This is a genomic window from Pseudoalteromonas sp. CH_XMU1449-3 (assembly GCF_037027245.1).
Classification (GTDB): domain Bacteria; phylum Pseudomonadota; class Gammaproteobacteria; order Enterobacterales; family Alteromonadaceae; genus Pseudoalteromonas; species Pseudoalteromonas shioyasakiensis.
Genome location: NZ_JAYMDY010000001.1, coordinates 245890 through 265929, shown reverse-complemented (window position 1 = coordinate 265929; position 20040 = coordinate 245890). Strand labels below are relative to the sequence as shown.

23 protein-coding genes are annotated in these 20040 nt (G+C 40.9%); 14 read left to right on the top strand and 9 right to left on the bottom strand.

Going from position 1 to position 20040, the window contains the following annotated elements; all coding sequences use genetic code 11:
* Window positions 1–61: 61 nt before the first annotated feature.
* The 4 genes from WA256_RS01205 (at window position 62) to WA256_RS01190 (ending at window position 2719) form a co-directional block, all read left to right on the top strand.
* Entirely contained in the window at window positions 62–958 is an 897-nt protein-coding gene (locus WA256_RS01205) for a sensor histidine kinase (RefSeq protein ID WP_160316759.1), read from the top strand.
* Window positions 959–961: 3 nt separating this feature from the next.
* A complete protein-coding gene (locus WA256_RS01200; protein WP_054560701.1) occupies window positions 962–1597 on the top strand; it encodes a response regulator in 636 nt (211 codons plus the stop codon).
* Window positions 1598–1686: 89 nt separating this feature from the next.
* Window positions 1687–2157 (top strand): DUF4920 domain-containing protein, encoded by a 471-nt coding sequence (locus WA256_RS01195; RefSeq protein ID WP_138625090.1) that lies wholly within the window; start codon window positions 1687–1689, stop codon window positions 2155–2157.
* A complete protein-coding gene (locus WA256_RS01190; protein WP_054561184.1) occupies window positions 2150–2719 on the top strand; it encodes a PepSY-associated TM helix domain-containing protein in 570 nt (189 codons plus the stop codon). Before WA256_RS01195 ends, WA256_RS01190 begins: the two co-directional genes overlap by 8 nt.
* Window positions 2720–2777: 58 nt before the next feature.
* Here WA256_RS01190 and WA256_RS01185 read toward each other — a convergent pair whose 3' ends face one another.
* A complete protein-coding gene (locus tag WA256_RS01185) occupies window positions 2778–3587 on the bottom strand; it encodes a hypothetical protein (RefSeq protein WP_335988417.1) in 810 nt (269 codons plus the stop codon).
* A 98-nt stretch (window positions 3588–3685) separates the two neighbouring features.
* Complete coding sequence (locus WA256_RS01180) at window positions 3686–4135, bottom strand: Lrp/AsnC family transcriptional regulator (protein WP_062565028.1); 450 nt, start codon at window positions 4133–4135, stop codon at window positions 3686–3688.
* A gap of 99 nt (window positions 4136–4234) precedes the next feature.
* On the opposite strand from WA256_RS01180, the gene WA256_RS01175 reads away from it, so the two are divergent.
* A complete protein-coding gene (locus tag WA256_RS01175; RefSeq protein WP_055198399.1) occupies window positions 4235–4825 on the top strand; it encodes a LysE family translocator in 591 nt (196 codons plus the stop codon).
* Window positions 4826–4884: 59 nt separating this feature from the next.
* Here WA256_RS01175 and WA256_RS01170 read toward each other — a convergent pair whose 3' ends face one another.
* Both WA256_RS01170 and WA256_RS01165 read right to left on the bottom strand, forming a co-directional pair.
* Window positions 4885–6066, bottom strand: coding sequence for a hypothetical protein (locus WA256_RS01170; protein ID WP_130166907.1), 1182 nt, complete (start codon window positions 6064–6066; stop codon window positions 4885–4887).
* A gap of 254 nt (window positions 6067–6320) precedes the next feature.
* Complete coding sequence (locus WA256_RS01165; protein ID WP_130166906.1) at window positions 6321–6992, bottom strand: penicillin-insensitive murein endopeptidase; 672 nt, start codon at window positions 6990–6992, stop codon at window positions 6321–6323.
* 238 nt (window positions 6993–7230) lie between these two features.
* Here WA256_RS01165 and WA256_RS01160 point away from each other — a divergent pair, with 238 nt between their 5' ends.
* Window positions 7231–8274, top strand: coding sequence for a GGDEF domain-containing protein (locus WA256_RS01160; RefSeq protein ID WP_335988412.1), 1044 nt, complete (start codon window positions 7231–7233; stop codon window positions 8272–8274).
* Here the strand turns inward: WA256_RS01160 and WA256_RS01155 are convergent.
* Window positions 8271–8792 carry a cytochrome b gene (locus WA256_RS01155; RefSeq protein WP_304637472.1) on the bottom strand — a complete coding sequence of 174 codons (522 nt, stop codon included), beginning with the start codon at window positions 8790–8792 and terminating at the stop codon, window positions 8271–8273. The genes WA256_RS01160 and WA256_RS01155 overlap by 4 nt on opposite strands.
* An 82-nt stretch (window positions 8793–8874) precedes the next feature.
* Window positions 8875–9678 carry a LytR/AlgR family response regulator transcription factor gene (locus WA256_RS01150; protein ID WP_269407475.1) on the bottom strand — a complete coding sequence of 268 codons (804 nt, stop codon included), beginning with the start codon at window positions 9676–9678 and terminating at the stop codon, window positions 8875–8877.
* A 167-nt stretch (window positions 9679–9845) separates the two neighbouring features.
* Between WA256_RS01150 and WA256_RS01145 the strand changes: the two genes are divergently transcribed.
* From WA256_RS01145 to WA256_RS01110, 8 genes are all read left to right on the top strand, one after another.
* Window positions 9846–10856 (top strand): substrate-binding domain-containing protein, encoded by a 1011-nt coding sequence (locus tag WA256_RS01145; RefSeq protein WP_062565024.1) that lies wholly within the window; start codon window positions 9846–9848, stop codon window positions 10854–10856.
* A gap of 79 nt (window positions 10857–10935) precedes the next feature.
* Window positions 10936–11355, top strand: coding sequence for a CBS domain-containing protein (locus WA256_RS01140; RefSeq protein WP_054551886.1), 420 nt, complete (start codon window positions 10936–10938; stop codon window positions 11353–11355).
* Window positions 11356–11581: 226 nt separating this feature from the next.
* Complete coding sequence (gene dps / locus WA256_RS01135; protein WP_054551887.1) at window positions 11582–12100, top strand: DNA starvation/stationary phase protection protein Dps; 519 nt, start codon at window positions 11582–11584, stop codon at window positions 12098–12100.
* A gap of 167 nt (window positions 12101–12267) precedes the next feature.
* Entirely contained in the window at window positions 12268–13479 is a 1212-nt protein-coding gene (locus tag WA256_RS01130; RefSeq protein WP_335988408.1) for a site-specific integrase, read from the top strand.
* The gene (locus WA256_RS01125; protein ID WP_335988407.1) at window positions 13476–15212 is read left to right on the top strand and encodes a hypothetical protein; all 1737 of its coding nucleotides are present in this window, start codon (window positions 13476–13478) and stop codon (window positions 15210–15212) included. Before WA256_RS01130 ends, WA256_RS01125 begins: the two co-directional genes overlap by 4 nt.
* Before the next feature lie 3 nt (window positions 15213–15215).
* Window positions 15216–17120, top strand: coding sequence for a site-specific integrase (locus WA256_RS01120; RefSeq protein ID WP_335988405.1), 1905 nt, complete (start codon window positions 15216–15218; stop codon window positions 17118–17120).
* Window positions 17120–17515: a hypothetical protein gene (locus tag WA256_RS01115; RefSeq protein WP_335988403.1), complete on the top strand. Its 396-nt coding sequence runs from the start codon at window positions 17120–17122 to the stop codon at window positions 17513–17515. Before WA256_RS01120 ends, WA256_RS01115 begins: the two co-directional genes overlap by 1 nt.
* A gap of 70 nt (window positions 17516–17585) precedes the next feature.
* Window positions 17586–17771, top strand: coding sequence for a hypothetical protein (locus WA256_RS01110; protein ID WP_335988401.1), 186 nt, complete (start codon window positions 17586–17588; stop codon window positions 17769–17771).
* 221 nt (window positions 17772–17992) lie between these two features.
* On the opposite strand, the gene WA256_RS01105 is transcribed toward WA256_RS01110, so the two are convergent.
* From WA256_RS01105 to dfrA46, 3 genes are all read right to left on the bottom strand, one after another.
* Window positions 17993–18352, bottom strand: coding sequence for a hypothetical protein (locus WA256_RS01105; RefSeq protein ID WP_105903770.1), 360 nt, complete (start codon window positions 18350–18352; stop codon window positions 17993–17995).
* Between the two features lie 106 nt (window positions 18353–18458).
* Complete coding sequence (locus tag WA256_RS01100; RefSeq protein ID WP_001424636.1) at window positions 18459–19256, bottom strand: ANT(3'')-Ia family aminoglycoside nucleotidyltransferase AadA13; 798 nt, start codon at window positions 19254–19256, stop codon at window positions 18459–18461.
* A 123-nt stretch (window positions 19257–19379) separates the two neighbouring features.
* The gene (gene dfrA46 / locus WA256_RS01095) at window positions 19380–19853 is read right to left on the bottom strand and encodes a trimethoprim-resistant dihydrofolate reductase DfrA46 (protein WP_101905916.1); all 474 of its coding nucleotides are present in this window, start codon (window positions 19851–19853) and stop codon (window positions 19380–19382) included.
* Window positions 19854–20040: the final 187 nt, after the last annotated feature.

Genomic DNA, 20040 nt, shown 5'->3' with positions numbered 1-20040 from the left:
ACGACTTAAGCACTATCAAACCCGTATTTTGAACTTCACTATCGCTAATGTTGTGCTATTGATGTGGCTATTTAATATTGGCTTTGTTGCAATTCTATTGATCATTTTCTTAGTTAAATTCAGCGATTACGAGCCAAACAAAGCCAGCCTCTATTTACTCATTTGCCTGCCCTTTTTGATGGCGCTGACGCTTCACTATGGCTTTGATAAGCAATTTGTATTGCTCAACGGGTTGGCTTTCACTTTATACAATAGCTTTGCCTATCGCTTTGCTACTCGGCTTATTTCTGAGCGTAAAGCCAAAGAACAAGCAGCCCATTTATTACGTGAATTAAAAGCAACTCAAGCACTTTTAAACGACACCGCAACTCGCGATGAACGTATTCGTATTGCCAGAGATTTACATGATACCCTTGGCCACCACCTTACAGGACTCAGTATTCACTTAGAAGTCGCCAATCATTGTGCTAACCATGAAGCACCAAAACACATAACTAAAGCACAGCAAATTACCCGCTTGTTATTAAATGATGTGCGTGACTCTGTCTCGTCAATGCGAGAAAACCAAACCATTGATTTACATGCATCGCTGAATTCATTGTGCAGCCATGTTACAGGCTTAAATGTCACACTCAACTACGATGAAAATATAAAAATAAGTGATACGTTATTAGCACAAACGTTATTTCATACTGTGCAAGAAGCGATTACGAATTGTATTAAGCACAGTGATGCGACCGAGCTGTCGGTAAGCTTAGACCTCCAAGCTGATTCAGTGCATCTCACTATTTATGATAACGGCGGCGAAATGCCCAAGCTGAACTTAGGCAATGGCTTAACAGGCATGCAAGAGCGCTTAGCTTTAGTGCGAGGGGCAATCGAGTTTGAACAAAATAATAATGGGTTTGCGATTGCTGCAACGTTACCTCATAAACTTAATCCACATACTTTGGCGTAAAAAATGATTAGGGTATTACTCGTTGATGACCAAACATTATTAAGAGAAGGCTTAAAAAGCTTACTCGCCCTTAAAGCAAATATTCAAGTCGTGGCTGAGGCTGACAATGGTCAAACGGCTCTTGAGATGCTCAAGCAACATTCTATTGATGTTGTACTCCTTGATATTCGCATGCCTATTCTAGACGGTATTGGCGTACTGAAAAGTATGCAAGCACAACAGCTGAGGCAACCTGTACTGGTACTCACGACCTTTGATGATAGTGAACAAGTGCTAGAATGTATTCGCTATGGCGCTAAGGGTTATGCGTTAAAAGATATTAATTTAGAGCGCTTGGTCAGCGCCATCGAAACACTTGCTAAAGGTGGCTCAGCGCTAGCTCCTGCGATCACCGAGCGAATTTTGAATAAGCCCACTAAAACAACCGATACTTCTTTAGCAACTCCTGATAAATTAAGTAAAAGCGAGCTTAGAGTGCTCAATTTAATCGCTGCAGGCTATTCAAATAGTGAAATCGCCGAGGCACTTTATAAGTCTGAAGGGACTATCCGTAATCAAGTGTCTTTTATTCTCAGAAAGCTAGATGTACGTGATAGAACCCGTGCAGCATTAAAAGCAATTGATCTAGGCTTGATATAATTGCAAATCATTTTTAATCTCATTAAGCTTTTATCATACAAGTAAATCGCTTAAACTAAGGCTTAATTTTATTTCAAGAAGCAACCGCTATGTTCCTAAAATCAAAAATATTTATTGCATTCTCATTGGCGCTTTTAAGCTTTAGCCAACACGCCTTTAGCTTACAGTTTGGCAATCCAGTCGACAGTGACAAACTCATTAAAATTTCGACGGTTATGGCCTCACCAGACGATTACCTTGCAAATCCAATTACCGTGGAAGGTACTATCACTGGGGTTTGCGAAAAACGTGGTTGCTGGATGACGCTTGCATCTGACAAACGCTTTGAAAACTTACGTATCAAAGTTGAAGATGGCGACATGGTATTCCCGATGACGGCTAAAGGCAGTAAAGCTATCGTAACTGGTAAGCTCGATAAAATTCAGCTTAGCCTTGGCCGCACTAAAGCGCTACTTGCTCACAAAGCGCAGCAAGCCGGCGAAAGCTTTGATGCAAACTCAGTGACTGAAGCAATGGCTATTTATCAGCTCGTACCGAGCGGAGTTGAAATCATTGAGTAATAAATCAAGTATCAACTGGTTTAAGTTAAACAGAAACTTACACCGCGATATTGGTTACTTTTGTGTTGGTTTAGTAATTATCTTTGCGGTTTCTGGCATTGCAGTGAACCACAAAGATGATTGGAACCCAAACTACAAAGTAAGCCACCAGCAAATCAGTGTGAGCGATGAAACTTGGCAATTAGATAATGACGAGTTGTTGATTGAGCAAATTATCTCCCATGCTGATGTAAGCGAGCCGGTAAAGGCTTCTTATTGGGTGTCGCCGCAAGAGTTTAAGGTGTTTTTAAAAAACGGTAACAACCTCAGCCTTAAACTCAATCAAGATATCATAAACTATGAAGCCATTGAGCCTCGTCATGTATTTCAAGCATTTAACCGCTTACACTTGAACGAGACAACCGCTTCGTGGGTGATTTTTTCTGATATTTTTGCTGGGCTGCTGCTGTTTTTGGCAATCAGCGGCTTGTTTATGATCAAGGGTAAAAATAGCCCATGGGGCAGCCGCTCTGTATTAGTCATTAGCGGTATGCTACTCCCAGCAGCTTATGTATTTTTATAACAATCATTACAAAAAAGGCACTAGCGCTTGCTAATGCCTTTTTCTCGAAAAGCTGAACCTAGAACCTAAATTCAAAGTTTACATTTGCTGCAGTCTCGCTTTCACTGCGATCAAACCAGTTCATCGATTTATAAACCGCTTCACCTGTAATAGCGAACCAATGCGTAAATGCATATTCAAGTGCAATGCTGACACCTGCATTATGACCATCGTAATCAGCACTAAAATCAAGGCACTGCTCTGGCGTATCACTACATGCTCCCGATAAAAATACATCACCTTCCTCTGTACGGTAATACATCTGGGTATAATTAACATCAATAGAGCCTTTTTGATAAAAGACACTGCCGTATAATAAGGCTTTTGAGCTTAAACGGTATCCTGAAATAAGTGCAATATCATAAGTATCGTGCGACAAATCCCAATCATAGGTATCGTCATCATAATTACCCGCTAATAGTGGACCATACCCCGCATCTTCACTGCGAATATAGCCTAGGCTGAGGGCCATAGAGAAGTTTTTCTCGACGGCCGATTCTAAAGGGCTGCCATAAAACTGATGCTTAATAGCGTATTTTTCATAATCATGATCGCCACCAATACCAACCCCTACGGTAAGCTCCGTCGAATAACCTAAGGTCATACTCATCGAAGTCGTTAACGCTGTACTCGTTGATGTACTCTCGCTGGTATCTTTCGCAATGATCTTGCTTGTATCTGTACCGACAGTTGCACGAAAATGAAAAGGATCACTGTTGATCTCTGGGCTCTCAAAGCGGGCCATCGATACACCTGTTTCGGTTGTCGATTGACAGCCTGCTAATAAACCTAAAGCTATAAACGCCAAAAAAGGCTTTAACGTTTTCACGTAATTTCCTTATATATTATTATTTTAACGCGAAGATTCTAGACTAAGGCCTTATAGCTCGCAATAAATTAATAACAAAAAAGGTACAAACTCTATTATTAAGCGCGTTCGTCCTTAGGTGATTCCATTACCACATGAGTTGTAATGGTACGTACCTGTGGTATTGAGCCTAGCACATCAGCATGAAACGCTTTATAGGATTTAAGATCCGCCGTCTCGACTCTCAGCAAATATTCAAACGAGCCAGTTACATTGTGGCACTCTTTTACTTCATCAATAAACTCAAGAGCGTGTTCGAATGCTCGCTGAGATACTGTTGAGTGCTCATTTAAACCAACCCCAACATAAGCGATAAATCCTAGGCCAACAGCCTGATTATTTATAACCGCCCGATACCCCGCAATAACCCCAAGCTTTTCTAGCTCTTGCACTCTACGAAGGCATGCCGAAGGTGATAAACCCACTTTATCTGCCAGCTCGGCATTGGCAATTCGGCCATTGCGCTTAAGCTCACGCAATATTCTGTCGTTAATTTTATCTTTTTTCATTTTTGATTGTGAAATTTAAATACACACAACAACATTAAGCGCAAAAATTGCGCGCATTACAACTTATAATTGCATCTAAATTCAAATGGAGAGATAGCGATGAGTTTTGAAATTTTAACAGCCTTGGCATTATTTGCTTTGGTGTCATCAATTACCCCAGGGCCAAATAACTTAATGTTGATGAGCTCAGGTGCTAACTTTGGCTTTAAAAGAACCACACCACACTTACTTGGCGTGACGCTTGGCTTTATGTTGATGCTGGTTTTAGTAGGCCTTGGCATCATGCAGCTATTTGACTTGTTTCCACCAAGCTATTTGATATTAAAAGTATTTTGTATTGCTTACTTACTCTATCTGGCGTTTAAAATTGCCACAAGTAACGCACAACAAAAAGCCAGTAGTGAGAGTAAGCCGTTTACTTTTATTCAGGCTGCACTATTTCAATGGGTAAACCCAAAGGCGTGGGCAATGGCATTAAGCGCGGTAAGCTTATATGCCCCAGACAAAAACCTCACCTCAGTGTTAATCGTAAGCCTCGTATTTGGTTTAATAAACCTGCCGTGCGTCAGCTCGTGGACACTACTTGGCGAAAAGCTACAACACTGGCTTGCCAGCCCAAAGCGCTTAAAAGCATTTAACTACCTAATGGCAATACTATTAATCGCTTCAGTGATGTTTAGTTTGTTTTAAATGATTATTAAGATTTAAATACCAATTCACTTGATTAAGTGAATTGGCTTGGAACTAAACTACATAAATTCAAACTGCTCAACAGTTGCGAGCTTTAATTTGTCTATGTCTTTTTTGGCCGCTTTACAATGACGACGTAACTTTGAAGGAACATCTTTATCTGCAACAAGGTTTTTTAGCATAGCTTGGTAACGCATCGATTGTGCATTGGCAATAATTTTACAATAGTACGCGACACCATCTAGCATACGCCCATCGACAGTATATTTATTTTGCCATAGCTTATTCGCTAATGCGTCTAGGTATTGCTCTTTGTAAACACCGATATTATAAAATTTCTTACCAAGGATTTGAGTTTCGGTACCATTAGCTTGGTTCACTACATCAACAAACTGATAATGTTCTTGGCTATTAACATTATAAGTTAACTTTGAATAAAACTGCCCATCTGCAGGTGACTTAACCATTTGAACACTGCCAAGATCTGTAAAATGAAATATCTGCATTTCAGGCTGGTTATTAAAAAAGCCTTTTTCAACATAACGAATATGATCAGGCTCACCTAACTTCTTAATAATAGCTTCCGCACTCAGTCCCTGCTCAAGAAAAAACAATGGGTTATCAAATGACTCTGTTGTGATAGCAACCTGCTTTTTAATAGTCGCTTGCGTTTTTGGCGGCTCGGGAAGTACAACTTTGCCCTTAACTAATTTGGCTATTACAGCTGCATTCTTATCAGGATCACCTTTTAAAACCACAGCATCAGATACTTGCTCACCAGCGCTATTTACAAGCCAAACAGACGAAAAGTCACTACTCAAATACCCCTTTACTAGATAGCTTTGCCCTGCTTCTGGAATAAAAGATACATCACCTGTAACGATGTAATTCGTTCCTGAGTTAAACATATAGTTAATAGGTGCGGCATGATGGACCTGCGCTACTAGTGTTAGTGTCATTTCCTCTGCTGGTACTTTTCGACTAAACCCAACAGGTGACAGAACCATACCTTGTCCATAAGTAGCTTGGTTTGTTGCCCTAATAGCGTTATTGACATCTTTGCCATTCACTTTACTCAAGTAAAAGAACCGTCCTGTACTAGTTGCCATGGTTCTGAAGGTGTCATTTATAGTTGCAGTTTCGCCCTGATACCCTTGTGGAACAGGGTTATAAGTTGTCATACAAGCAGCTAAAGTTGATACAAAGAATAAAATAGCAAAGATTTGTATTAATTTTTTCATATTTTTAAATTCTATATTTAATAGTAAATTCTAAATTAAAATGCTTAAGCTATGTGCATAGTGAGGCTTTAAGCATATTAAATACAAACAGAGGCATGATTCTATTTTTCTTAAAGAAAACGTGAGGGACTTACTTAAAAGTGGCACAAGTTGAAACATCCATGTTTTGCGCAACGTACTTTATCAGCTTTCAGCTGCTTGTTCACTAAAACCGTATAATCTAATAAACAATTCTAACCGTAATGAATTAAAGACTATTTTTCACACGGCACTAAAAAGTCGACATGGTAATGCTCATCATGTCGCACCCAGGATGGTTTAGTCGAAAACTGAATATGCTCTTTTAAATAGTCGGCATACTTAGTTTTATAAAGCCCAGCCTGCAAGGTTGGGTCAAAGATCACACGCCACAGATCGTAGCCTTTTACTGTAGCCGATTTATGCAGCTCAACGATATGAGCTGCTAAAGCGGTATAATCAATCTTAAACTGTTCAAACTGGCCTTGTTTATCAAATTCAATATCGTAGCCAAAACGATTAAACACATGTGTAGGCAAATGAACTGATAGCCCCTTTTCGTTAATAACAGGTGTCATAAAATCAACCGACAAACCATTTTGATGGGTTTTATGCGGGCTAAATTTCCCGCCATTTTCTAAGCCCGTTTCAGCGTATTTGTATCGTTTATCTGGATGGGATTTCTGGAGCGCTTGGTAGGCATCAACAATAATGTTTTTTACCTGCGAATGAACATACGTACGCCCTGCCAGCTCAGCCACTTTGCTGAAGCTGGTAAAGTTATCACCCTTGCTGGGTAGTTTTACTGCATTGCGTACATAGCCATTGGCAGTCGTTCCACCACAGACGCTATTAGCCAAAACCGACCCAGAGCAAAATAATAAGGCTAAAAATAAACATGTTTTCATTGCAGTAGCTTCTTTAAAAATTTAAAGCTTAGCTATCAATAAATGAACTAACGATTAAAGCATTTTTGAATCATAGATAGGATTTAAAGGTGAGTAATTTTTCCTGTGCTAAGCTTTATTTACCTAGAGCTTTTCAGTGTGACTCATGGCTAGTAACGTAGAGAATTACTTTTACCACGGCTTTTTTGTCTTCTTACTCATTACGGTAGTAACCTGCTCCATTATAGCCACGCGCCTGATGCGCAGTAGTTTTAATAACCGCTCGATTTACTTATTTAACCTGTTTTTTTACCTTGGTGTAATTGGCTTTGCATGGCTTTGGATCCAAGACTTATTAGACCTTACGCCAAGTTTTCGTTCTGGTGTGGTGATTTATATGATCTCCATGACATTACTGCAATTATCCATTTATAACCATGATGAACCCAGCCGCTTTAATAAGATAATCATTGCGCATGGTGCTATTTTTTCTGTATTTGCCCTCCTTACTCAAAATATAAATCAACTTGCCCTTGTTGAAGCCTGTTTTACGCTAAGCGTTCTACCTGCACTTATTTACTACACAACAAAGCGTGCTGTATGTGAGAAGAACATAGGTAATACAGTGTTGTCGATGGCGCAGTGTATTCTTCTTTTAGTGCCTATTTCGCAGCTGAGTATTATTACCCATGAACACAACTTAGCGACCTTATACTCTCTCACGGTTATTGCCCATGCAACCGTGTTTGTTATGACTGGCCTTGGTCTCATCACTACCCTGTTAGTGGATGAAAAAAAACGCTATTTGGAGCTGTCTTTAAAAGATCCACTTACCGGGCTTTACAATCGCCGCGGACTACAATTCATTATTGAACAGCAGCAACTATTCAGCCCGAGCCAAACTTCTAGCTTATTTGCTTGTGTTGTTGATATTGATTACTTCAAACGTATTAATGATAGTTACGGGCACGATGGCGGTGACCTAGTACTCGAAGTTTTCTCTGATCTAATGAAACACCATTTGAAAAAAGAAGATTTATGTTGCAGGCTCGGCGGTGAAGAATTTTTACTGTTGTTCTTTGCTACCGACATCAAGTCAGCGACACAATTTTTAGAAGGCCTTCGTAAAACCATCGAAGGCAGTCAAATAGCTTATCAAGAGCGCCGTATACCTGTCACCGCTAGCTTTGGTTTAACCAACTGGCAGTCAAATGACAGCTTTGAAAGCTTAGTAAACCGCGCAGACAAAGCTGTTTATGAGGCGAAAGATAATGGTCGAAACCAAATTAAAATAAACGCTTAAAGCATACTCTTTAGGGTCGCATCTTTATCTATAAAATGATGCTTAAGCGCCGCTAAAATATGGATTGAAAGAGCAGCTGATAACACATACCCAGATAAAATATGAATTTGCCAGCCAAAATCGCTTAACCAGGCGCTTGACGCAACGGCCTGACCCGCTTCATTATAATTACTAGCCACTAACTGCCATGAAAAAACCGCAATACCAAAGCCGCCGAAACCACTATAAAAAGCACCAGACAGTAACATTACAGCTAGCAAGATTAGCAAGCCCCAATGATATAAATGCAACCACTTAGTTAAGCTTGTTTGTACAGTAGATTGAAACGGCTGATAGAGCCTATAAACTATTCTTAACAGCCAGACGATGGCAATGATCACCGCAATTGATTTATGCCAATGATACAAACTGTAGTCAGTCACCCAGGTCATGTAGTAACCCAAAACAAGTACGCTAATGACTAATAGCGCACTGAGCCAATGCAAAAACTTATGTGTTTTCTGTGTCTTTATTGTCATGAACTTTATCCTTAAAAACTGTTTTCATGACTCAATAGTAAAGATTAAGCTTTTGTTTTAAATGAGATTGTGACGAAACTCATCATTCTGTGACGAATACACTTGGCTCACTTAATACATTTGCTAATGCTGGCTTAAAAGTTTTGCTAACAGGAATGCTAAACCCTAGTTTCATCTGTAAAGTTGCATTTGCTTTATGAAGATTAAAATCTTCAATATGGGCTAAGTTTACAAGGTAGCTGCGGTGCACTTGCTTAAATTCATTGCAAGGTAAGTGAGCTTGAATGTTTTTGATGGTCTCTCTTTTTAAAAAGCATTCGGCTAATGTTTGTATTTCTACATAGTTACCGGCAGCTTTAATAAATAATATTGATTCTGGGGAGAGTCTCTTAATAACCCCTTTATGGTTTATTTCAATATATTCAGATAGACCTTTCTCAGGCTTGTCGTTCTTTGCTTTTGACAAGAGCGACATGCTGCATACTCGCCATAAAGCCAATACCAAACAACATGCGATTAAGTACTTTGGTAAAAGCTGAATGAATGAAGCCGCAATTGCATAGCCATAAAAAGAGTAATCAACAAAAATACGTAACATCACCAAAGAACAAATAGTCACTGCGCACATAATAACAAAAACAAATAAGTTACTATTAATCCTGGCTTTTAAATCAACAAAAGCCACCAGAACAATATTTAAAGTACATAAAGCCCCCCACTCTTTAAGCCAAAAAATTTGTGAGTCAATAAACTGATATTGGCCTCCCGCAATTAAATGACGCCAAAAAAAGCAATATGCATTAAATAGAATAAAAAAAGCCCCCCATAAAAAAGCGGCCTTTTGCCAAAGTGTTGTTAATTGCTGCCAGTATTTATATATGCTCATAGCCACTCCATTTGAGTCATAAAAGGTAGCAAAAATAGCCGCTTCCCTAAAAAGGCTTTTTCATTATATGTTAAAGCCAGTTGATTGATGCAAATGCTGACTGGTAAATTCGAACTCTGCCACTATAATTAGCTCGTGCTTATACTTAACTTGCAATATGTAGTGCTATGCCTTTAAAAGTATTATTAAATTTTAAATTAAACTGGGTACTTTTGTGTGCCAGTTTTTGGCTTTTTGCCCTGCCAATTCAGGCTAAATATGTGGTAGCTGTTGTGGGTAAAACCAAAAACGATAGCTTTTATCAGCAAGCCTTTAAAGGGTGTGAGCAATTTGCAAAACAGCATCTCGATTTTGAATGTATTTACGACGGCCCCAAAGACTTTCAAGATATTCGCACGCAAGTATTAGTGATCACCGACCTAGTTCGCAGAAACAACATTAGTGGTTTATTAATCGCAACCACAGATTCCAATTACCTTGTTGAAAGAGCATTAAAAAAGCTTAAAGATAACAACATTCCTGTGATCACTTTTGACTCTGATCTGCTTGAGGAAGATCAGCAGTACCGTTTAGCCTATGTGGGTACCAATAATTTTGACTATGGTGTGGCCTTAGGTAACGAATTAAAAAAATTCACCAACAAAGAAAATAACCAAGTTTGTATTCAATCAGGGCACTCAACAACACCTAATTTAAACAAGCGCATTGAAGGTGTTCGCTATGCGTTATCTGGGCAAAAAGATAAACGTTTAAGCGGTGAAAATGGCTGGAGTGAGTTTGATCGATGCCCTTTATATAGCTTAGGCAAGCGAGAAGTCTCCCTCGGTCAACTCGACAAACTGCTTAACCTTGAAAATCCACCACTATTTTTAGCGGTAGCGGGTTTTGCTCAATTTAACTCTAACTATGCAAACGTGATTGCTAAACATAAACAACGCATTGCCAATCAAGAGGTGGTGATCGTTTCTGCTGATACTGAGCAAATGCAATTAGAAGTATTACAGCAAGGATTATCATCGGCCAATATTGGTCAAAACCCATTTGAAATGGGCCGACTTTCTGCAGAATTAATGTATCAATACCTCACTAAAGGTGAACGACCAGCTAAGTCTCACTATTATTTAGACTTTCATTATTGTCAGCAAAATAATGCAGGTACTTGCACCGTTAATCACTAAAACTTTGATCTCACTAAAGTGCAATTAACTCGATAAGCGCTAGACTTACCACAACTTGATTAATTGTAAGGATGTAGCCATGACACACCTAGTTAGTGATTTGATGACGCCAGACCCATTCGCCATAAGTGCGCAAAATACCCTGCATGATGCTCATAATCTAATGAAAGAGAAGAATGTCCGTCATATTCCAGTGATCAATGAGCACGGTGGCTTAGTTGGCATGTTAACGCAAAAAATCATGATTGCTCAGGTAATGAATATCATGGCTAATTACAGCGCCAGCGCCCTTGAACGCAAAGAAAAGCAAACTAAAGTAGTTGATATTATGGCTACCGATTTTACCAGTATCTCGCCAGAGCAACCGCTTCACGAAGTTGCTAAGTTTTTTGTTGAAAACCGTCATGGCTGCATGCCTGTGGTTGATAAAGATAATAACCTAGTGGGCATTCTAACTTCATCTGACTTTGTTCGTTTAGCGGCTGCATTACTTTCTTAAGTCGTAACTTTGTATCTGCACACTGAATTTTTTACAGAAGGTGTGCAGAGTTTTCATACTCATACCTCACCACAACCTCCCCACCTCAAAACAAAATTAAATTAAACATTTAAATTCATAAGGTTAAGGAAAAATCCATTTTAGGCACAACGCTTGCTTCTATATAACTACACACGCTTTTTAATTTAAAAGCGAAAGGAAATTTATAGATAATCTCGGAGGAGTAATGAGTAATTCATCATCAAAAATCGCAGAATTTACAGCACCCGGTGTTAAAGACCAAGCTGCAGCTGACACGATTGCTATTCTAGACCAGCGCATGGTCGCTTTAATCGATTTACACCTCACTTTAAAACACATTCATTGGAATGTTGTTGGTCCTAATTTTATTGGTGTACACGAAATGTTAGACCCGCAAGTAAGCGCAGTGCAAGAGATGACTGACACGATTGCAGAGCGTATTGCAACTATGGGCGGCGTACCTGTTGGCACACCACAATCAATTGTAGAACGCCGTACTTGGCAAGATTATTCAATTGGTAAAGGCTTAGTTACTGACCACCTAACAGCGCTTGATAAAGTGTATAACGGTGTTAATAAAGACCACCGTGCAGCTATCGATAAGCTTGGTGAGCTAGACCCAGTTTCTGAAGATATGATCACCGGCCAACTGGCTGACTTAGAACAATTCCAATGGTTTGTTCGTGCACATATCGAATCGTCTACCGGCGAATTGAAAGGTTAAACCCCCTAGGTCTATCCGAAGACCCCTTGCCCAGCATTTGCTGGGCTTTTTTACATTCAACTAACAGTACTAATAGTTATAATTAGATTAACATCTAAAAAATAACAATTGATACAATTAGATTAACACTTATATTAAAAGTTAGATTTATATAAGGTTAATCAAACATGGAACATTTCTATCACCTCATTGAGACAGAAGATACTATCGACATAGGTTCTGTTTCTATTGATGCCGAACAAGAACCAATCTCTTTCAGTGTTAATAAGCCAATGTCATTTAAAGGTGTTCTCATGCTGTTCACCAATGATGGTAAGCCAGTGTTTGAGCCGAATGCCTATATAATGAGTCGTCGTATTGTAGAAGGGATTAAAGACATAAAGCCCACATGTTTTCATATGCTGCGCTACTACCGATATCTACAAGCTAACCACCTATCTTGGAATGACCAAAACGAAGAGTTACAACGCTATCCAATCTTTCTTTACCGAGCCTTTTTGGATGGTGAGATAGAAAAAGGGAATATAAAACGTTCTGTAGCTGTAACAGCGTTATCGGTAGTTAGGCGATTCTATCTTTTCTGTTATCGGCATGGTTACATTTCGGATTTGCCCTTCGCTGTAACTGGTACAACAAAGTATGGTCAGGTCATTACTGATTGCTCTATTCGTAGTGAGTCAAGAGAAACTAATTTACAGCCACTCAACGACCTAGACCTTAAACATATTCGGGATAATTGGCGCTGCAATGGTTTGTCATTGGAGTTTCGGTTGATGATATCAGTAGCCCTTTGCTCTGGCCTGCGCTCTATTGAACTGACTCATATAAAACCAAAGCATTTTGCCATTCCAAAAGGGTTTGCAGGTAAAACACTCACAGGTATTTGGATTGGGCCATCTCATGAATGTAAAACTAAATATGACGTTGACCGACAAATTTCCATGCCAATATGGTTGATGAAAAAGATAAATGAATACCATCAAGGCGAACGTTATCTGGCAAGGAAAAAATTGTACTTCATGAATACTGGTGATGTGGATGCACCTGCTTTTATCAATAAAGATGGTGATATGTTCACCACCCAAAGTATCAATACGCAGTGGAGTAAACTGAGATCTGCTATACAGGAAAACAGCAATCCGCACTTCAAACATAAGGAGCACGATTGTAGAGCCACGTTTGGGGCGTACAAGCTTGAGTCGTTGGCGAACATTGATGGGCTGACGATGATGCAAGCGTTAACCATGCTCAAGGATGAAATGGGGCATAAGGATTTAGATACGACATTGTTGTACCTCAAACACTACGAGGGCAATCCTGAAAAGAATCTAGTGCCTGAAATCACCATGAACTTGCTAGAGGATGAAACATTATCGTGACGGATGCTATTACCACTGACAGCAAGGAAAACGCTCGTAGTTACCGCTCAATACCCACGAATGAAATGGTGACGGATAATACCCTAGCCAATATTACAAAGTGGAAGTATGTTTGGACAAACTGCCAGGGAGGCGACTCCACTATTGATTTTAAAGAGCTTAAAACGTATGCCACGGATAAACATATTCGGTTACTGATTTCTAAATTTGAGCAGTCAGGGTGGCGCGAGTCTACAAAGGTGGAGCAATTTAAGACTGTCCGAAATGTTTTGCGCCACGCGTTTGGTGCCCAAGATGGTAAGTCCAAAGTTGAATTTTCACCAGAGGCTTGCACTCAGTACATCCATGCAGCCTACCTTTCAATGGCAAGCAAGGGAATGGGGTTAAACGGCAAACCCGTCAGTGCAAAGACGCTCGGTTGGTTAGGTTCGAATTTAAACTCCATCTGTAAAAAGTTTGGCTTTGGCGTAATCCCAAAAGCAGCTCGCAATCTCGGTACCAGTTCAGCCTCGTTAGACTCCGACAATTATACCGCAAAGCAATTACGTTCGATTGCTTTTGCCTTGCTGACTGACCGAAAAGCCTTGCTGAAGCGTTACCATGATGAGTATTTAACTCCAGCTCAAAGAAAGCTTGCGTTTGATAGGCTGGTTTATAATGCCGCTTTTTTGACCATCTACTATCTGGGGACGGGTGAAACTGAAACCCTGAGTATGTTCTTGGACGATGAGTGGGAGTGCAAAAAAACGGGTGCAGGTCGTATCAGCATCGAAGGGTTTAAAACCCGTGGTAATAGCGTTGAGCTGCGCTCATTTACCCCAAGAGCGTCCTGTAAGGGCTTCTTTGAGTCGCATATTGCGCTCTCAAAGGCACATTCTGTCTCTCTAGGCTTAGATAAGCACTTCCTATTCAGAAAGACAAGCGGCAATGCACCAACAAATAATAACCTGAGTGGCTATGCAAAAGATTACTTACCGAAACACTCCAAGCGTATTCAAGACCTGATATGCAATAACCCTGATTTTCGTTTGACTACCAATCTTTTGAAGTCATCCATAAAGCAGTATGCAGAGCAAAAGTTGGGGAGAGATAAAGCTGCAACGAATACTCGTAATGCCCCTAGGACATATGATAACGCCAAGTATGGCAAAGTTTCTAAAGACGAAGCAAGGAGCCAACTGGCGCTTGGTTTAACGGCGTTGCATCATGTGGGTCAAAACCCAACAGGTGGAACGGTTGTCGCAGTAGCTAAGGCCAAACTAGCATCGGGTGAAGTCATTTCTCAGGATGAGTGGAAAGCCTTAAAAGAAAAAGACGAAGCGCAGCGTGTTGTTAAGAATTTAAACGGTGGTTTTTGTAAGGGTGAGGATACCCCGCAGAAAAAGGAGTTTCAAAAAAGCATAGAGAAAAGCAATGTACTCTCTGATGACGATAAGGGGGACTTAGGGTGCGGCTTTGTTGTGAAATGCTTTATCTGCACCAACTTTGGGGTGGTCGATGACCCGCATGATATTTGGCGATTGTTGTCTTTTGAGAAGCGATTGAATGAAGCGATGTTGGCACACCAGAATATTGAGCACTTCATTACCAATTTTGGTGAAGTCAAAGCAGAGTTGAATGCACTCAAGGCTCGCTTCAAAAAGTCCCATTTAAAGGCAGCAATAAAGCTGTTAGAGCGGGAGTGTCACCCGTTATGGGATGAAAACTCAGTTATGGATATATTCAGAGGCTAAGTAATGTATAGCGTCAGTTTCGATACCAATAAATTTGAACAGTATGCACTGCCATCACCAAGCAAGTCAGGCGAGTTTGTCATGCCTAATGATAGTACGGTGGTGAGCATTGATAAAGACGGTAACCCTGTATCCTATTTCGGTGATGATGTATGGGATTTCAATGCGTTTTTCAATCTTACGCAAGAGACGAAGTCAAAATATCGGATAAATTTCTTCCCAGAGAAGCATCAGCCTGAACTGCTTATTGAGTTAAAGCAGCGCATCTATTTTTTGATTTGGGGCGCTAAGGGCGATTTGCTTAATATGGACGGTGATACCTTCCGAAAATTTAGCCAGTGTCATGGAATTGCTGAGGTTACAGGTACTGTGTTGAGAATATTTAAAGAAACCTCCGTAGGGTCTTTTACCTTATTATCTAATGAATTAGTTTTTTGCCAACTGCTTCATGAGTTAAAGAAGCTTAGTGAAAAATCAGTCAAGATCCGATTAGATGCCTTGAGCGTCCTAACTCAACTCAACAAACACTTTCCAGAAAATCGGCATTTTAGGTTAGGTATCCCCGAAGGGAAGAGCCTAAGCCATATTGCCAAGCAATTTTCCAGCACAGGCCAGGGGCATTATCCCACCGTTATACCCGTGATTTATGAGCAACTGATGGGGCGCTTGGTGAAGGATGTGGAAACAGCTTACAGCAAGCTAAAAGACCTGTGTGATGTAAAGGCTTACGCTAAAAAATACAAAATAACAGAGCGCCAAGCTGTTGATGAGTTCAAGGTGATGGAGGCTGCTTGCTTTATGAGTCTATCGGCCTTCACTGGGATGCGTGTCAGCGAATTAACACAAATTGATTCAACCTCGTACAAGGAGGTTGACCTTGATGGTGTGACGTTGTGTACGCTGCGCTCATGGACTCGCAAGTTAGAAAAATTACCTAGAGAAGATGCGTGGGCGTGCGCCCCTATCTGTAAACAAGCACTCGAAATCTTAACGGTATTAAATGATGATTATCGGTCTGTGAAAGGTGATATTCACAGCTCACCACGCTTTAGTTTCGATGGTAGCGGTGTGGGTAATATTAGCCGCCAATTAGCCGATATTGTTCTTAATAAAACAAATTTACAAAGTCTTTTTGTAGCCTACTCAAAGCACCTTGATATTACTTATATCCCCGATGAGATGGATGAGGTGTATCGTTTGCTTAACCCTGTCGTGCCTACCAACTGCAACCCTATTAAAACAAGGGAAGATGGTTCGTTTTATTGGCATTTTTCAACGCACTCATTAAGACGTACCTTTGCCCATTTTGTGGTTGGCAATGGCTTGGTGACACTTGCTGCATTAAAGCATCAGTTTAAGCATATCAGCCTCGCCATGACTGCGATTTATGCCAGTCATGCTGAGGTATTAACGCTACTAGGTATAGAGAACCCAGCTAATGTGAAAAAATCCGTAGAAGAGGCTGAAATGGAAAGCCACAAAGCCTATTTGCGAGACATGATTGACCATCCAGAAGAGCAATCGGGTGGGTTTATGAAGGCGTTTGAGGGCGATCCAAAGGTGTTGACCGAGGAGCAATTTGAAAAGCTTGCCAAAGAGACCAAAGGGGCGAATAAGTCAATGGGCTTTGGTCGGTGCTTTGCTGGTTTTAAGTGTAGCATGGCTCACTTATTTGAACCGTCCAATTGTGTGGGTCGGGATTGTGAAAACCTCAATATTAACCAAGAGGAAGCCTTGCGTTGGCAGGAAAGGCATAAACGTATCGGTCATAAAATTCAGCAAATGAAAGAGATGGGGTTTTATAACCAAAACACCTTAGCGCGTGAGCTGACGGACATACGGGCGGCAGAAAAAGTCATGCGTGACCACGACATAGAATTTGAACAGTTTAGCTTGGGAGCTTTGTAATGGCAGATGTTAGAACCAAATTGCTTAACGCCTTCGAGGCACTTAAAAAAGAAGGTAAAAAAATCAGTCCGTTTGCCGTTGAAAAAAGGGCTGGTGTGGGTAATGGGTCTTGTAAGAATCACCCTGCAATACTGGATATGGTGATGGCGGAGAAGGCTCGATACCATCCTAACCCAGAGTTGGCAAAGCAGTCTAAGGCTGGTACAGGGAAAAAGCAGGTAGATAAGAAAAAGCTGGATGAGCATAAAGAGCGCAATAAGCGCTTAAGCAAGGAAAACGACCAGCTCAAACAAGAGATGAAAGTTATGGCAACATCGGTAGCTCAATTAACATGGGAGTTGCACCGCCATAAAACGGCAACCAAGATATCTAACGTGAAGCCGTTTCCCAAATAACGCGGTTTGAAAAGCGTAACAAAAATCAAACAACTTGAAATGTGTAACACTATTCAAAAGGATATTATTAATGGAAAAAGATAAATATTCCCCTGCTGGTCAAATGGACATGGCAGACACAGGGAATTGGTCGTTGGGACATGGTGTTAGACGTAATAATGCAGGCTGTAAAAAAGGCGAAGGCAGTAAATGTGGGAGGACATTAAAGTTTGAAACTTTTCTCTCATGCAGGACTGAATACTACGTGACGGAATAGCAAAGAAGTAATAATAAAGAGTGATATTTAGACTTAATCAACGTGCTTATCCAACGAAATGGTGACAACAAAGTTCGAAACTCATTTTTGGACAAAAACGAGTTATATATTTTAGTAAATTAGGAGGTAACGGATTAACTGAAGTATGGGAAAGTAACGTTTGGCTAAGGGGCGGGGTTTAGCCCGTCCCAGTGAGCGAAGCGAACGATTTGAGCCAGTTGTTAGCTGGCGGTTTTGCTGTGGTGGTAGTAAAGGTAGGCTAGCCCAATAGGGGCAATAAATATTGCAAAGCTCCAGCAAAGCAGCATTGTAAATATTTTCACGATGATCATGAGTATGGCATTTACAAAGAACACGTTATTTCCCATGATAAAGCCGACAACGCTCTCATAGACAAAACGCGAGTAAGGATAAAGAAGTGTGTTGATTGCAAGCAGCGCAATCATGCTGAATTGAATAGGCTTTCCACCGTTGATTACTACATAAATTATCAGGGCTGCAAATAGGGATCCAAAGAATAATTGGCGGATATAGTATTGAGCGGAAAGGCCGCCAAAGGTTTTTTTGATTATTTCTTGCATAATTTTCTCCTTGATTGGATTTTCCGCACTTTCCGAGGCTGAGGTTTCGTACAGCTAACGCCGAAGTTAAGTCGTGCCGCGAAGCGGCATCGGCTTGAACGCATTGTTAGACATCATTGCCGAGCACCTTGGTGATCTCGCTTTTCATGAAGTGAATAAATTCTTCCAACTTATCTGCGCGCAAGACCGAGCGATCTTCCTCTTGCCCAAGATAAGCCTGTCTAGCTTCAAGCAAGACAGACTGATGCTGGGCAGGTAGATGTTCCATTGCCCAGTTGGCAGCGACATCCTTCGGCGCGATTTTACCAGTTGCTGCGCTGTACCAAATGCGGGACAACGTAAGCACTACATTTCGCTCATCGCCGGCCCAGTCGGGCTGCGAGTTCCATAGCTTCAAGGTTTCATTCAGCGCCTTGATTAGATCTTGTTCAGGAACTGGATCAAAGAGTTCCTCCGCCGCCGGACCTACCAAAGCCACGCTATGTTCTCTCGCTTTCGTTAGCAAGATAGCCAGATCGATGTCGATCGTGGCTGGCTCGAAGATACCCGCAAGAATGTCATTGCGCTGCCATTCTCCAAATTGCAGTTCGCGCTTGGCTGGATAACGCCACGGCATAATGTCTTCGTGCACGACAATGGTGACTTCTATAGCGCGGAGAATCTCACTCTCGCCTGGGAAAGCCGAAACCTCCAAAAGATCGTTGAACAAAGCTCGCCGCGTTGTGTCATCAAGCCTTGCGGTCACAGTAACCAGCAAATCAATATCACTGTATGGCTTCAGGCCGCCATCCACTGCGGAGCCGTACAAATGTACGGCAAGCAACGTCGGTTCCAGATGGTGCTCGATAACACTAAGCACCTTGGATAGTTGCGTCGAAATTTCGGCGGTCACTGAGTCCCTCATGATGTCTAACGCCTTGTTAAGGGGTGAGTAACGCAATACCGATGCCGCCGCATACCACCTTAAACACTAAAACTAACGCATAGTAAAAATGCCACGCGTTGCGAATCCCTCTTGAACAATTTGTTAGCCCTTTGTCCAAATTTGGTACGTGTAATCAATATTTGAACTGAAACTTTGCTCAAATGTTTGCTTGAAACTCTGTGGAACTGAAGGGAAAAACACGTCGCCAGAGATGTGCTTATGAATCACTGAAAGATGGATAACATCTGCTTGTTCGATTAATGCTTTGTAAATTTCACCACCACCAGAAACAAAGACATGTGTTGTCGTGTTGTCTAAGTAAGCTAAAGCCGATTCAACGCTTGTGAAATAAACAACATCAGGATCATTCGAGACCATTTCAGTACGAGTAACCACAGCATATTTCCTATTCGGAAGTTTACCCATTGAGTCGAAAGTTTTACGACCGACTAAAAGCCAATGATTGTAAGTCATAGCTTTGAACAGGAGCTGCTCACCATATACATGCCAAGGTATATCCAATCCAGAGCCAATTACTCCATTCTCGGAAACAGCTGCCATAATGGATATTTTCATTTTTCCTCCTGAGGGCTAACATTCTTAATAACAGGCCGGCTCGTTTTCCCTCCAACCTAACTTACAATCAATCTAACATAAACCATTAAAAAATAAAGAATATACATAAATTTTATTATTTTACCTTCACATAAAAACGAGCCGGCCTGTTATCACTTTTTACGTGGCATGTTATCTTGGGGAGTTC

What these genes read in the sequence shown, in the direction of transcription:
- WA256_RS01160 (WP_335988412.1), top strand. Translation starts at nt 7,231, where the DNA reads ATGCGCAGTAGTTTTAATAACCGCTCGATTTACTTATTTAACCTGTTT.
- WA256_RS01180 (WP_062565028.1), bottom strand. Translation starts at nt 4,135, where the DNA reads ATGAAAAAAGATAAAATTAACGACAGAATATTGCGTGAGCTTAAGCGC.
- WA256_RS01170 (WP_130166907.1), bottom strand. Translation starts at nt 6,066, where the DNA reads ATGAAAAAATTAATACAAATCTTTGCTATTTTATTCTTTGTATCAACT.
- WA256_RS01105 (WP_105903770.1), bottom strand. Translation starts at nt 18,352, where the DNA reads ATGCAAGAAATAATCAAAAAAACCTTTGGCGGCCTTTCCGCTCAATAC.
- WA256_RS01175 (WP_055198399.1), top strand. Translation starts at nt 4,235, where the DNA reads ATGAGTTTTGAAATTTTAACAGCCTTGGCATTATTTGCTTTGGTGTCA.
- WA256_RS01120 (WP_335988405.1), top strand. Translation starts at nt 15,216, where the DNA reads ATGTATAGCGTCAGTTTCGATACCAATAAATTTGAACAGTATGCACTG.
- WA256_RS01195 (WP_138625090.1), top strand. Translation starts at nt 1,687, where the DNA reads ATGTTCCTAAAATCAAAAATATTTATTGCATTCTCATTGGCGCTTTTA.
- WA256_RS01155 (WP_304637472.1), bottom strand. Translation starts at nt 8,792, where the DNA reads ATGACAATAAAGACACAGAAAACACATAAGTTTTTGCATTGGCTCAGT.
- WA256_RS01140 (WP_054551886.1), top strand. Translation starts at nt 10,936, where the DNA reads ATGACACACCTAGTTAGTGATTTGATGACGCCAGACCCATTCGCCATA.
- WA256_RS01200 (WP_054560701.1), top strand. Translation starts at nt 962, where the DNA reads ATGATTAGGGTATTACTCGTTGATGACCAAACATTATTAAGAGAAGGC.
- WA256_RS01165 (WP_130166906.1), bottom strand. Translation starts at nt 6,992, where the DNA reads ATGAAAACATGTTTATTTTTAGCCTTATTATTTTGCTCTGGGTCGGTT.
- WA256_RS01110 (WP_335988401.1), top strand. Translation starts at nt 17,586, where the DNA reads ATGGAAAAAGATAAATATTCCCCTGCTGGTCAAATGGACATGGCAGAC.
- dfrA46 (WP_101905916.1), bottom strand. Translation starts at nt 19,853, where the DNA reads ATGAAAATATCCATTATGGCAGCTGTTTCCGAGAATGGAGTAATTGGC.
- WA256_RS01145 (WP_062565024.1), top strand. Translation starts at nt 9,846, where the DNA reads ATGCCTTTAAAAGTATTATTAAATTTTAAATTAAACTGGGTACTTTTG.
- WA256_RS01205 (WP_160316759.1), top strand. Translation starts at nt 62, where the DNA reads ATGTGGCTATTTAATATTGGCTTTGTTGCAATTCTATTGATCATTTTC.
- WA256_RS01115 (WP_335988403.1), top strand. Translation starts at nt 17,120, where the DNA reads ATGGCAGATGTTAGAACCAAATTGCTTAACGCCTTCGAGGCACTTAAA.
- dps (WP_054551887.1), top strand. Translation starts at nt 11,582, where the DNA reads ATGAGTAATTCATCATCAAAAATCGCAGAATTTACAGCACCCGGTGTT.
- WA256_RS01100 (WP_001424636.1), bottom strand. Translation starts at nt 19,256, where the DNA reads ATGAGGGACTCAGTGACCGCCGAAATTTCGACGCAACTATCCAAGGTG.
- WA256_RS01150 (WP_269407475.1), bottom strand. Translation starts at nt 9,678, where the DNA reads ATGAGCATATATAAATACTGGCAGCAATTAACAACACTTTGGCAAAAG.
- WA256_RS01130 (WP_335988408.1), top strand. Translation starts at nt 12,268, where the DNA reads ATGGAACATTTCTATCACCTCATTGAGACAGAAGATACTATCGACATA.